Origin of the sequence: Stenotrophomonas maltophilia, from assembly GCF_039555535.1 — a bacterium.
Classification (GTDB): Bacteria; Pseudomonadota; Gammaproteobacteria; order Xanthomonadales; family Xanthomonadaceae; genus Stenotrophomonas; species Stenotrophomonas maltophilia_Q.
Genome location: NZ_CP154630.1, coordinates 459518 through 472027, shown reverse-complemented (window position 1 = coordinate 472027; position 12510 = coordinate 459518). Strand labels below are relative to the sequence as shown.

The 12510-nt window shown below is 58.4% G+C and carries 14 protein-coding genes and 1 pseudogene; 7 read left to right on the top strand and 8 right to left on the bottom strand.

The features are described 5' to 3' along the window. The first annotated feature begins 265 nt into the window (after positions 1–265). Positions 266–634 (top strand): hypothetical protein, encoded by a 369-nt coding sequence (locus AASM09_RS02090; RefSeq protein ID WP_049428629.1) that lies wholly within the window; start codon positions 266–268, stop codon positions 632–634. A gap of 624 nt (positions 635–1258) precedes the next feature. Then, a complete protein-coding gene (locus tag AASM09_RS02085) occupies positions 1259–2167 on the top strand; it encodes an HNH endonuclease (RefSeq protein ID WP_053091930.1) in 909 nt (302 codons plus the stop codon). Here AASM09_RS02085 and AASM09_RS02080 read toward each other — a convergent pair. Continuing rightward, the gene (locus tag AASM09_RS02080) at positions 2157–2711 is read right to left on the bottom strand and encodes an integrase core domain-containing protein (protein WP_100443755.1); all 555 of its coding nucleotides are present in this window, start codon (positions 2709–2711) and stop codon (positions 2157–2159) included. The two genes, AASM09_RS02085 and AASM09_RS02080, sit on opposite strands and share 11 nt — an antisense overlap. Before the next feature lie 83 nt (positions 2712–2794). Then, positions 2795–3094: a helix-turn-helix domain-containing protein gene (locus tag AASM09_RS02075; protein WP_049428626.1), complete on the bottom strand. Its 300-nt coding sequence runs from the start codon at positions 3092–3094 to the stop codon at positions 2795–2797. Positions 3095–3311: 217 nt separating this feature from the next. Between AASM09_RS02075 and AASM09_RS02070 the strand changes: the two genes are divergently transcribed. After that, positions 3312–4157, top strand: coding sequence for an 8-oxoguanine DNA glycosylase (locus tag AASM09_RS02070; protein WP_049428623.1), 846 nt, complete (start codon positions 3312–3314; stop codon positions 4155–4157). On the opposite strand, the gene AASM09_RS02065 is transcribed toward AASM09_RS02070, so the two are convergent. The 5 genes from AASM09_RS02065 to AASM09_RS22180 all read right to left on the bottom strand — a co-directional run bounded on the left by AASM09_RS02065 (position 4098) and on the right by AASM09_RS22180 (position 7321). Continuing rightward, entirely contained in the window at positions 4098–4535 is a 438-nt protein-coding gene (locus AASM09_RS02065) for a hypothetical protein (RefSeq protein ID WP_148563070.1), read from the bottom strand. The two genes, AASM09_RS02070 and AASM09_RS02065, sit on opposite strands and share 60 nt — an antisense overlap. A gap of 214 nt (positions 4536–4749) precedes the next feature. Next, positions 4750–5355, bottom strand: coding sequence for a 7-cyano-7-deazaguanine synthase (locus AASM09_RS02060; protein WP_049428619.1), 606 nt, complete (start codon positions 5353–5355; stop codon positions 4750–4752). Then, on the bottom strand, positions 5352–6557 hold the full coding sequence (locus tag AASM09_RS02055) for a PfkB family carbohydrate kinase (protein WP_049428616.1): 1206 nt from the start codon (positions 6555–6557) through the stop codon (positions 5352–5354). Before AASM09_RS02055 ends, AASM09_RS02060 begins: the two co-directional genes overlap by 4 nt. Positions 6558–6586: 29 nt before the next feature. Further along, complete coding sequence (locus AASM09_RS02050; RefSeq protein WP_065428068.1) at positions 6587–6907, bottom strand: hypothetical protein; 321 nt, start codon at positions 6905–6907, stop codon at positions 6587–6589. 156 nt (positions 6908–7063) lie between these two features. Next, complete coding sequence (locus tag AASM09_RS22180; protein ID WP_100451145.1) at positions 7064–7321, bottom strand: macro domain-containing protein; 258 nt, start codon at positions 7319–7321, stop codon at positions 7064–7066. A gap of 333 nt (positions 7322–7654) precedes the next feature. On the opposite strand from AASM09_RS22180, the gene AASM09_RS02045 reads away from it, so the two are divergent. The 4 genes from AASM09_RS02045 (at position 7655) to AASM09_RS02030 (ending at position 11538) form a co-directional block, all read left to right on the top strand. Beyond that, entirely contained in the window at positions 7655–8938 is a 1284-nt protein-coding gene (locus AASM09_RS02045; RefSeq protein ID WP_049428611.1) for a hypothetical protein, read from the top strand. 292 nt (positions 8939–9230) lie between these two features. Continuing rightward, the gene (locus AASM09_RS02040; RefSeq protein ID WP_157805962.1) at positions 9231–9731 is read left to right on the top strand and encodes a hypothetical protein; all 501 of its coding nucleotides are present in this window, start codon (positions 9231–9233) and stop codon (positions 9729–9731) included. Between the two features lie 633 nt (positions 9732–10364). Further along, positions 10365–10703, top strand: a complete 339-nt coding sequence (locus tag AASM09_RS02035) for a hypothetical protein (protein ID WP_152906562.1) — start codon at positions 10365–10367, stop codon at positions 10701–10703. Between the two features lie 28 nt (positions 10704–10731). Further along, on the top strand, positions 10732–11538 hold the full coding sequence (locus AASM09_RS02030) for a hypothetical protein (RefSeq protein WP_152906561.1): 807 nt from the start codon (positions 10732–10734) through the stop codon (positions 11536–11538). A gap of 680 nt (positions 11539–12218) precedes the next feature. On the opposite strand, the pseudogene AASM09_RS02025 reads toward AASM09_RS02030, so the two are convergent. Continuing rightward, positions 12219–12407, bottom strand: a pseudogene (locus AASM09_RS02025) (helix-turn-helix domain-containing protein); the annotation flags it as partial. Between the last annotated feature and the right edge of the window lie 103 nt (positions 12408–12510).

Below are 12510 nucleotides of genomic sequence, written 5' to 3'. Positions count from 1 at the left end.
TTTGGTTGCTGCACGGGTATCTCTTGGCGTGCCACCGGAAAAGGGTGGCGCGGGGTTCGAAAGCCCGTTCAGTAGCCTTGTGCTTTGCGCTTGCCAGCCGGCGTCACCTTACGTGGCGCCGGCTGGCAATCCGTTCGCGTTCCATGGCGGGCGGTGCGTGGGGGTCTTCGGACCCACCGGCTTGGTTACTGTCCGGCTTTCGAACCACGCACCGTCCGCCACCTTCATTGGTGGCGCTGCTATCTGTCCTGTACGGAGCATTGCCATGAACACATCGGACTTCCGTTCCCTGCACGCGCAGTACGATCCGGACAACGCCGAAGCCGAGCGCGAACCGTCCGTCGATCCCAACGCCTTCGTAGCCACGCTGCACCGCATCGGCACCGGTGCGGCTGCGGATGGCCAGCCTTGGCCGGAGCGGCATCAACTGCCTGGGCGGTGTCTTCAGCTGGCGGATGCGGATTGCGCGTTGGCCGGGTTGCGCGTCGTGGCGGAGCTGATGCTGGCTGCGGAGCGCACGCGGCAGAACGGCGCGCCCGAGGAGTACCTGGGGGATCGGGTGATGGAGGGGCTGAAGATGGCGTGTGTGGCGTTGACTGCGCAGGTTGCTGAGCGGTTGCAGGTGCGGGAGTAGAGCGCGCTTCGCTACGTACATCGAGTGCAATGCGCGGATCGTACGCATGGTCCCAAGCATTCGCCGCTGCCTGAGCCCTTTAGCCCCCAACACTGGCCTCACTATGCCGAGCCGGACTTTGCTTGCCCTGACAACGGCAGCGCTATTGGGATTGATCATTGGAGGGACGTACGCGCCAGCCACCACAATGAGTCTTGAGAACTACCCAAGACTCACCGACTCGGAGTTTGCCCTGTTTCGGGCCGATGCCGAGAACTACGCCGAAGCGTTGGCTTGCCAAGGCGTCACCATCGGAAAGCATGATTCCAGTAGACGCTTCTTCGATATGAGCGTACATGACGATGCCATTCTGTTCGTGGACAACTCTGGGCCAAGTCTTCTGATAGTCACCATGTCTACGATCGCAAGCGATGCAATGGAGCTACAGCGCTGGAAAGATGGATGGGGCTCACCAGATAGACGCAGGAGGGACTTGAGCGCACCTGAGAACAGCTGCCCTAGATCTGCGTCCCAGTAGCCCCCATCTGCACCCTGTCGAGGCAGCCAAACGCGTCAACCAATGACACAAGGAACCTGGTTCTGGCTAGAATCCTGGGCAGTTAGCTTTCGGGACAGGGATCTAGGATGGAACTCCCATTCGAGGTGGGCGCGCTCTACAACCGTCAAAAGCAGATCCACGGTGTATTTGGCGGCCAACAGCAAGGCGGCATTTCGACGCCCAAGGAGCATCCGCTAGTCATCGCGTTCACTGGCGAGGCCGGCGTGTCTCACGGCTACCACGACTTTTGGGACGACGAGGAAGTCTTTCATTACTTCGGCGAGGGTCAAGTCGGAGACATGAAATACGTGGCGGGCAACCGAGCGATTGGCGAGCACGTCAAGGATGGCAAGACGCTCGTAGTGTTTCAGATGATGGGCAAGGGGCGGCCCTACCGGTACCTTGGTAGGTTCCTGTGCCAATCCTCCTACGTTCGGCCTGGCACGCCAGATCGAGAAGGGCAGCCTAGATCTGCGATCGTGTTCCGCTTGAAATCACTGGAAGCCTCGCTGGGCCTTGCGGCAAGTGAGAAGGACCAGGCTGAGATCGATGCAGCTGTCGATGACGTCGACGCGACCAGCGCAAGACGCGAAATCGAAGTGCGGACGAAGCAACGCCTGTTCCGCGAGCGCCTTATCGGCGTAGAGAAGGGCTGTCGACTAACCGGCATTGAGGACCTGAGATTCCTTCGCGCGAGCCATATCAAGCCGTGGGCGGACAGCAGTCACGCCGAGCGCGTTGACGGCGAGAACGGTCTTCTCCTCGCTCCGCATGCGGACCTGCTCTTTGATCGGGGATGGATTAGCTTCTCGTCGAGTGGTCGCTTGCTAGTTTCGAACAGCCTACCGTTTGACGTCCAAGATCGGCTCGGTCTCAAGTTGGATGCATCGCTTCGACACGGAGTTTTCTCGCCGAAGCAACTCGGCTTCTTGGAATTCCACCGAGATGTTGTTTTTGATAGGGCCACCCCCAATAGCAGGGCTATCAGCCGGTAGAGATTTCACCCACTTTTGGCGCCAGAGAATTTGCTTGAGGCCTGTGTTCTCGGGCGAATTCCGCAGGGGCTTTCCTTGCCAATGCACTGTGGAGGCGCTCCTCGATATAGAAGCGCCCCCACGCTTCGATTTTCTTCCTTGCATCGGCCAGCGACAAGAACCAATGGCCGTTCAGGCACTCCTGCCGCAGTTTGCCGTTGGAGGTCCCCATCATCGCATTGTCCGTCGGCGTACGACGCCGGGAGAAATCCAGCTCCAAGCCGTTCTCATAAGTCCAGCGGTCCATCACCTTGCCGGCAAATTCACTGCCGTTGTCCACCTTGATCGCGTCCGGCCTGCCCCGTCCAGCGACCAGCCGCGCCACCGCTTCGGCCACATCGTCTGCACGCAACGAATGATCCACAACGATCTTCAGGAACTCGTGCGTGAAGTGATCCAGCACCGGTAGCAACCGGAAGCGACGTCCATCGAACAGCGCGTCACTGACAAGGTCCATGCCCCACAAGGTGTTGGGCGCTGGGGCCACCTTGATCGCTTGTGCCATTCCGACATGCCTGGTACCGAGCCTGCCGACTGCACCCCTCGCCGCTTGCCTGGTGGCGTAGACGGCTGAGACCAGCACCCGTACTACGGCGAGGTCCGCTGCCGATAGTCGGCCATCAATGGAGCCAAACTGCGAAGCACGGCCTTCATGTGCGCTGCTGCCAGCGTGCTGTCCCCAATCAGCTGACGCATTAGCAAGGTGACCTCTAGAGCCGGATCACCAACAACCTCCGGTTCTTCCGCACTCAAAAGCGCATAACGGCATAGTTTTTCCATGTCCGGCGTAAGGCGCTTTCGTGCGCCCTGCAGTGCGCGACTGATCTGCGGCTGCGGGACACCGGTGAACGCTGAAACCTCCACTTGACTGTGTCCAAGCGCAATCATGCGAGCCCCCAGGGCCGCTGGAAGAGAGCGCATTAAGGGATGAAAGCCCTGTGGTTTTTTAGGCATATACGCATACTTTATGGTATAAGATGCATAAAAGGAACGCTAACTCCCACGAAACGGGAACGCGCCCTACACGCCCCGCCAGTCCGATCAGGTGTAAACCCAGCTTGTCCGGAGTTGCAGATGCAACGCTCGGCGACCAAAGAGGCTCCTCATGCAGCGCGCCTGCGTAATGCTCGAATCCATGACGGTGAACGTTGAACTGCCCTCCGCAGAGTCGGAAGTAGTTGCCGGGGTGCCGTGGGGCGCCGTCGAAGCGTTCCCCACTCCGGCGTACTGGGCATACCAGGTCATGGCCAGGCGCATCGAGGCGCGCTCGATCAAGTACAAGCTGGGTAAGACGCTTCGCGAGGAAGTGGGCGCATGCCTTCTGGGCGGTCACGGGATCCCTGCGAGCATTGGATTGCTGGCTTACAACCACCTCAAGTCGAAGGGCGCCTTTGAGGCTGTTGCGCCGGACGAGCAGGATCTGCTTCAGTGGCTCTCCGAGCCGATGGAGCACGAAGGCCGCTTGGTGCGGTATCGCTTTGCCGGCCAGAAAGCACGCTATCTGGCAGCAGCAATGCGCAAGCTCTCCCAAGAGCCCTCTCCGGATCAGTCAGGTCGCGCGCTACGCGACTGGCTGACCTCTGTTCCAGGGATCGGATACAAGACCGCCTCCTGGATTGCGCGCAACTGGCTGGATGCAGACGATGTCGCGATCCTCGATATCCATATCCTGCGCGCCGGCGTTCTTGCCGGGTTCCTGGATCCAGAGCTGTCAGTGGAGCGGAACTACCTCCAGCTCGAGGACCAGTTCCTGAAGTTCAGCGTTGGCTTGGGCGTGAGGGCGTCCGAACTCGATGCCGTCATTTGGCGGGACATGATGGCCTCCCCCCTGACCGTCGGCGCCACACTCAGCGCGCTGCCGGAAAGCAAGTTCAAGGCCAAGCACGCGCCCTCACGGCCGCGCTCCCAGCGCCGCCAGCCCCACTCCAACCAGATGGCACTGCTCGGATAGCCGCCCCACCCACGGGTCACCAGTGATCCCAAGAAGGCAGTAGTTCAACTCCAAGGCCTCCGCGGCAATGGCCAGAGCCCCTTGCATGACACCCGCATCGCGCCATACCAGACTGCAGGGATTCTCATACTTGGCGGCGGTCATTGCCGGCTCCGCCACGAACAAGAGCAGCGAGCCTGGCTCGGTCCGAATCACCTGACCTGCCTCTTCGCACAGCCCGTGCAGGACGGTGGACGCATGGCCCAAGACATCCAGGGCATGGGTCATGGAGTTGTAGCGTGCCCATTGGCCACCCTCAAGCGGAAGCTGCACCAGCAGGTGCACCGGATGGATAGCGCCTGCAGAAGGGACTGGCCGCTGCTGCAGGGAGAACCCCATTGGCGACTCGGCAGTGCGCTGGCAACACACGGTGTGCCATAGCAGCGTGCTCAGCGCGTGCATATCAATGGGCGCAAAGTCTCTACGACTTCGGCGCTGCAGGAGTGCCTCTGGCCATTGACTCACTACGTTCGAGGCGGCCGGCAGCGCAATCGAGCGCACTACCGGCCACTGCCAAGGCGCATAGGCCTCAGGGCCCTGACGAGGGACCGGATTACCCAGCGTCGCCCACATATCCTTCGAGCTCGTGCCATACCTGGAAGTACTTGTTGCAGCCGCGGCAGTTACCGCAGGCGACAGACGCTTTGTGGCAGCTGTGAGCCCAAGACAGCAAATCACGAGGTATCCCCGAGGTGCGCACCAGATCGCTGGTTTGCAGTTGGATCGCCGGGGCCTCAACCACCATGCCGCCCTCCTGACTTTGCATCAGCTTGCTGATCAGGTCGACGAAACGCGGCGTGCCATCCTGATGGCTACCATCTGAAGCAACGGTACCGACCCAAAGTCTCTGCGCGCCCAGGGAGATCGCCTTCATACCAGCCAGAGTGAGCAGCAGCTGGTTTCGGTAGGGCCACCAGTCACTGGCAGGCGCGTGGACGTCCGGGGTGGACCCTGCCATGTCCCCAGAACCAAGCTCACGACCGTCAAACCGAATGATGTAATGCGGGACCTGCAGTCGCTCGCTCACGGCTCTGGCCGCCACCACTTCCGCAGCCGCGGCGAGTTGCCCATAGTCCACGGTGAACGCCATATCCGGACGCTTCCACCAGGCCAGAGCGATCGAGTCCATCCCGCCAGACAGTAGGAGGGCACTCTTCATACGCAAACACCATTCCAAGCGGTCTGATAGATGGCACTGACGAAGTCGTCGCGCAGGAAGCAGTCGGTACCCTCCATCATCTTCAAGTCCTCAGGCGACACGTTCTCGGCATACATCACCACCGGGATCCCCCGAGATCGCGCGTAGCCCACCTCGAAGACCGTGCCTGAGTCCAGCCCATCAGCGATGGCGAGCATGACCTGGCTCCGGTGGATGCCCTCAATGTCCTTCCCCACCACCATCTCTGCTGGGCCAGGGCCCACGTCGTGGTAGGGGGAAAACACGTCCAGGCCCATGTCGAGGAGGCAGTTGCGAGCCTGCTCGACAACCCAAAGCTGCCCAAGGGTGAAGAAGGGCCCGGCCAAGTAGACGGTAGGCGCCCGCCCCTGCAGGTAGGTGTCCGAGAGCCTCAGCGGCGCCGGAGCGAAGGCATCTAGCTCTCCAACATCAGGATACCTGCGATGCTGAGCATAGAAGGCAGCCGAGCGCGATGCTCGGTCTGCAGCCTCAAAGGGCGAGCGGCGCTCTTCCATCCAAGCGTATGCAAAGTTGGCCGCAAACTGATCCCCGCTACCGATCTTCCATACCCGAGAGGTGGCATAGGCCGGAACACATTCAGTGCCGCCCTCGTGGTGCACCAAGGCCCCCTTCGGCCCCATCTTCAACACCACCACTTCTGCGCCGTGCTGCGAAGCCAGCTCGGCAGCCATCTGCTCGGACGTCAAATCGAATCGCTGGAGCAAGCTCCTTGCCTCAGTCAGATTCAGCACAAGCGCCAGGTGCTGGGCCTTTGAGCCGTTAGCGCCAAAAGCTTCAGTCCCCGTAACGTTCTGTGGATCGAATACGGCGTACTCGGCGTCGACTATGGCCGTGCTCTCCAGCATGCCAAAGCGAAGCACGTGATCGGCCTTCACGCTGAGCGGCGATTGCCGCTCTGGCTGCTGGATCCACGGTACCGACAATCCGTGGCTGTAGTGAAAAGAGGCAGACCGTGGCAACGGCGCAATCGATAGGCCAAAGCCCTCATCTGCTGCACGACACTCCAGGATCGGCTGGAGGCCAGCATCAAGATAGCCGTGCAATGTCACCTGTCCACCCAGACGCGACACCGCTGACGCCGCACGTCCGGCCGATCCATACACTTCGTCCCACTGCGGGCGCAAACACACCTCGCGGTAGATACCACCGACGATAGTCAACATCCATTTATCCCCTGTCGTTGCCTAGCGTCTCAAGGCGAGATACGTATGGTTACCTGACCGCCGGCCTTGCTCAGTACCGTGGCCTGGTACTGGGTTCCCTGCCGCATACACTCGAGCAAGCGGGACATCTTGGGTGAGGTAATTCCTCCGGCCACCTGATTGCCGTGCTTGATCACCACTACCTGCGCAGCCAATTGCTGCTCGATGGCCACGAACAAGACATCGCCGACGTTGATTCCAGCCACGACTGAAGGCTTGGGGGAACTCAACTGCGTCTCAAAAGAGAGACGGTCACAGGCAATCTCCTGAACCCCACCGCCACCAAAACTACCACCACCAGATCCAGACATTTCCGTCTCCTATCCCTAGTGAACGAGGCTTGAGAGCGCCTCGGAAGAGTTACCGCATAACGGTCCATGCAATGCTTGAGTCAACTACCAACTGCTGTCAGTTACGAAACTGATGTCCCCACAGGCGAAGGCCGTCAAAGCAGCCACTACTACACTCTACAACCCGTGGGTGGCAGCCTCAATCTCGGAAAATCTGGTCCAATTTATCAGATCACGCACCACGATGAGGGAGAGTATGACTGGTCGCGCCACAGGGGTCTCGCCTACCCGACAGGTCCACAACATAATCTTCAACAGTTCGTACGGCGAGATGCCCCGGTGCTGGGAAATATGGGTTGTACCCGAACCCATGATGGTCGTTGACACATTCCTGTCCCCGTAGACGCAATGCAGACTTGCCCAGAAGTTGAGCATGAACTCCAATTCGCCGCGCCACTCAGAACTGGCGCACTTCGGCTAGCGGTAGCGACTGCCGCCTTGGATTGAGACGCGATCCTAGCGCTTCAAGGCCAGCCCCAAACGCAGGTGAGTTTGAGTGCGTTCCTGCACTAGCCGGTATCTGAATACACGAGACCTTGGTATTGCTAGGACTGAAACCATTGGTCTCTCAAGGCAATACGTGTATGGCCGATCTTACAGATAACGAGCCTGTGGGGTCAGTACAGCACTCCATGAGCCCCATACGATGCCGGGCGGCCCTAGACGCCTCTACACTTCGAGTTCGATGAGTCATAGCAGAGTAGCTCAATGTTCAACACGCACGAAGATGAAATCGAAATGGACCTCAATTGGCTCAAGAAGCAGGATTCCTGCCCACTCGCAGTTGAACTGACAGCCAAGATTGAGGCAATCGATCTAGAAAAGCTCGAGCTACCCAGGCGCCGCCTTCTGGTTGGTTTTGTCCATGTCCTCGCTGATGAAGTGAAGGCGATGTTGGATCTGGGCGCGAAAGACTATGACTCAAACGAGGTAGCGCGAATGACCGACGTCATAGGAGGAACTACACTAGCTCGTGCGTGCCAGGCACCGATCACCAAGAGGCAGCCTGGCGAGGACCTCAGGGATAAAATTGCAGAGGAAACCAATAAGGTGACGCTCGCCAGTGAACAGACTGGCGCTGGTCACACTGCACGACTTATGGCCAAGTGGGCAAAGAGCGCCGCTAGCGATATCTCTAAGAATGAGTCCTTCGGCTCGTGGCACCTCCTACTGCTCTGCTACGCCCATTTTCTGATCTGCATGGAGTCAAGGTGCTCGCGCAAGTCATCTTCTCCATCAACTGCCGACCTCAGAGCCCGATTGAATGCCTGTCTGGACCTTATGCGTCAGCTGCACAGAAAGTCCGACGCGATAGAGGCCGATGAAGCTTCAATCGAAGCAGAGCTGGCCTACGAAAACCAGATGCTGGGTGGGTTCATCTTTCAACTTGGGTACGCATCGGGCGCAGCCGGCACTCCAGTCCCTGTCAACATGTTCCAGCAGACGCCCAACGATGGTTGCTTCGGTGACTTGGTAGCAGGAAATGCACGCTGCTTAGCCATTGAGTTCAAAAGAGAAGCCAAGTCGATTCAGACAGAGGCGGAGAAGTGGACCTCTGAGGCGCTTGCAAGCCTAATCAATGAAACCAATCTCGTGAGCCAGTCACTGAAATGCCATTTGCTCTGTTATGGCAACGCAGATGGGCAGACTATGAGCTTCTCTTCGATGTTATACGCCACAGCGATCGGTGCATCCGAAGAAGTCGTTGAGATGTCCGGGGACGAGATAATTGCCTGCATCTTGGGCAAGGCGGTCAATGGCGAATTGCTGAAGAATTCGACGATGGGCCTTCCACCAAGGCAGCTGGAGCGTTACCTCAGAAGTTTGGCTCACATTCGGGACAGTTCGAAGGGCGGTGGGAAGGCTACGTGGCTGGCTCTTGCGATCGACGAGAAGGGATTTCATTTCCGAATTGCTGCAACACTGTCGGCGCTGATCGAACCGACAACCGCACCTGGGGTAAAGGTATCTGCGGGAATGACACGAGGTTGAAGCTCCATCCATTGAAGCAGACACCAACTCAATGGGTACGGAGCGCCTCTACTGCTTGAAGGTGGAACTCTGAGTGGCTGGGCACAGCGAGGACCCACATCTGTACGGCCGCATTGTATGAGCCAGAAATTGTATGCTCCTCCGCCAGCATCTTCCCTAGGACTTTTCACGGCCATGACTCCACGACTGGGCATAGCTGTAGCCATCCCTCACGGGGCACCTGCGCTCAAGCTCGGCAACGTTCTCCTCACCTCTGGATCTACGCATCTGCATGGACTCTATATTGGACCTAATGAAGGCCAGTCTCGGCCCCGGCGTTGCTGCGCTCGGTGTTGCCGTGGCAGCAGCACAGTGGCACACAAACAGAGTTAAGCTACGCTTAGACTCTTACGATCGCAGGCTGGTGGTTTACAAAGCGACCGTGGCGTTACTCAACGCTATGCAGGAGGAAATCTCGACCCGACGCGGCCCATACGCGCGCCTCAAGAACGGCCAGCCGTCCAAGGCGTATCTGCTATTACCCAGAGAAGTCGTTAGCAACTTCGAGAGCGGCTTATTGGAGGCTCCCTTCCTCTTCGATAAGGATGTGGCCATCTTCTTGCACTACATCGACCGCCACCGAACCATGATCCATATGTACGCAAACCACTGCTCAAAGATCGACCCGGAGGCCCATGAAACTCATAGGGCGGATTTCGAACGCCTCAAGGACAGCGAAGAAGGAGTTGATAGGGCGCGCTCAATGGTTCAACAGAGATTTGCTCCTTACTTGAGGCTCAGCAGGAGACTGTAGTCGCTCAAGCTTGCGACTATTTGCCATCAGTGGCAGCAGGCGCTCGCCGGACATTCGTGGCCCCGCCCCGCAACCGCGGGCGATCCGATCTGCTGTAACTGCTCGATGACTAGATGGGCCGAGCGCAACCATCGTAGGCGGAAAATACCAGCCAGATGCCCTCATGCCTGATCCCTCGCTGACCGATGCCATCATGGGCAGGCTCATGCACAGCTCCCACAGGTTGCCCTCTAGCGTCAAGGCCGAACCTCCGCGCAGGAATCAGTTGTGCTGCGGTGCTCCGGGCCTGGCAAACAACTAGGACAGCACAGTCAGTCACAGGTCTCATTTAGGAACCACGCTAATTCACTTAGCTAAACAGGGGGGTCGCAAATTGCGATGAGCACATGACCATTTGCCTCCGGTCGCCGAGGATTCTGAACTATCCTAGACTGGCTGCGCGGCGGCAGCGCCGCTAAGCTCAGGGGACTTATGTGCTGGTTATGGGATAACGCCGATAGATTATCGGGCGTAGGTGCAATCCTCGCCTTCATCGTTGCAGTATTCGCGTTGTGGGCGCAGCGAAAGCACAATAGGCTTTCCGTTCGCCCGCTGGCGGCGGTTACCTGCAGCGATCTTGAAGACAGGATCATCGTGACCCTAGTCAACAACGGCACTGGCCCTCTAGTTGTCGAAAAATTGCGCATCGTTAGGGATCGAGAGATCTTGGGCGACGCCCTGTATCTTGAGCTCCCTGATTGGATGACATTCCGATGGTACGTCGGGAACATCGATGGAAGATCTATCGGAGTCGGAAAGAGTATCAAGCTGCTCGTCTATGACCACCCCTCCGATGAATTTCGGGCTCAGGTCCGAAGAACCCTAGCTGATCTGGTCGTCCAGGTTCATTACAACGACATCTACAATAACGCGCAGCCTGTCTATGAGCGCTCATTGAAGTGGCTCGCCGATAGAAGACCTAAGAAGGGTTGATCTACAAATGACTCGGAGGCCCGGGCTAGTGATTGGCCATGATGCACAGTCTGCGCCCAGCGCCGCAGTTGTGCCTGATGATGCCCTTCAGATCGTTTACATCGTCCGAGGATTTCACCGGTTGCTCTACGTGCCTCCACCCCAGTGGCCGGGATGTCACTTCGAGCAGGGCGAGAATCTCGACGTCACCCTGCGTATTGCCCAGACCGAAGTGGCGCCCGGTACGGATTTAGACACCCTCATCGCACTCATTGATGCTCGCATGCAGCAGCTTGTGTTGGCGTGGGAGCTGAGTTTGGGGCAACGGCTGCAGCTTCGGCGGCTCCATGTTTCCCTACCAAGGTTGCCTGTGATGAAGGGGGGCGCCACATCCCAAGATGGGGTCTCGTTCTCGGATCGCTGTGAGGCCACGATCATTCACGCGGCGGCGCCTGTGCAAATGCCGCAGATTCCCCTCGCCGCAGAGCGCTGGGTGCGCACGCTCGCGGAGGCTGGTGATTTCGGAGGCTACGTAGAGGAGCAGCTGCGGCGGCACTTCCTGATCATCGAGGAGCTTTGGGAAACTTATGCATCACGATTCGACAATGCCGACCAGGCGAAGTGCAAAGAGATCCGATGCGTTCGAAACTTTGTCTCCCATTACGATTGCACTCGCGAGCCAGTACTAGGCTTCATCATCATCAACCTACCTAGCGCGGAGGTGCAGCGAAGCAGTCATCGGGCGGTGCGCTTTGACCGGACCAGTCAAGAGCACCGAACCTTCGTAGCAAGATTTGCAGTCGACTCCGAGCGAATTGCACGAAGGCTCGTTGAGCTGGCAATCGTTGACCTTTGATCTTTGAGCGACTGATCAATGGCTTGAACCAGATTTTGAGGAATCACCAGAGGCTAACCTCGCTTGTGGGCCAGCCCAAAGACCAAAGCTGCCCGTACCATCCTGTCAAAGAGGTTCAAGAATTGCTTTCCGCTCCTGCAGGCGATCACCCGCATGGCTGATGCCCTCCCATGTTTCACGGTATCCGCCCGCTCGCGCGGGTTGAATCCGTCGCAAGCCCGACTCCCCAGCTAATAGCGATACAAATGGTGGCCACCCAGCAGCCCTCCAGATGGGCTCAACACGCTCAAATCTCCGCGGGCCAAGTGCTTACTCGTGCGCCTGATCCAAAGCAGGACCTTAAGCCACGAGACCTGGGTCATGAAGCTCATTGAGCACTTTGAGCACAGCCTCCAGCTTGGAGACATCGCTAGGCACGGGAATAAAGTTCGTCTCAAGGCTCGGGTCATCTCAAAGCAAGATCTGCTGCGTCTCTCCCTAAGCTGAAGGAGCTTGCCCTGTTGGGGAAAGGAGACTACCGGCTCCAGTGGCATGGTGAGATCAGACCGAGCATTCGGTATCCATATCATGGACACAAAGTGCAAGCGCAATTCACCAGCTTGGACGATCCATCCGTCGCACGTGTGGTCACACTCCCCTTGGGCCGCTCCGGCTTTGGGGATAGTGCTTATGGGAGGAAATGATGCCCCAGCCGCCCAGTCTTGCCGACCATGTCGGCGAAGCCAGGTAAGCACGGTGCTACGGCCTTGAATCCCATAGCGCTCCTGGGCCTTTTTGTAGGTCAGCTCCCCGCGTTCGACCTGATCTACCACCGACAACTTGAAGGCCAGCGAGTAATCCCGCTGGCTGCGCCTGATTGTTGATTTCATTGAGCATTCCTTTTCCAGAGGGAAAAGGTGTCAAGCTAATTCAGGGCGGGTCATTTATAGAGAAAAGGGCGGCCAATGGCCGCCCCTTCTCACGTCAAATAAT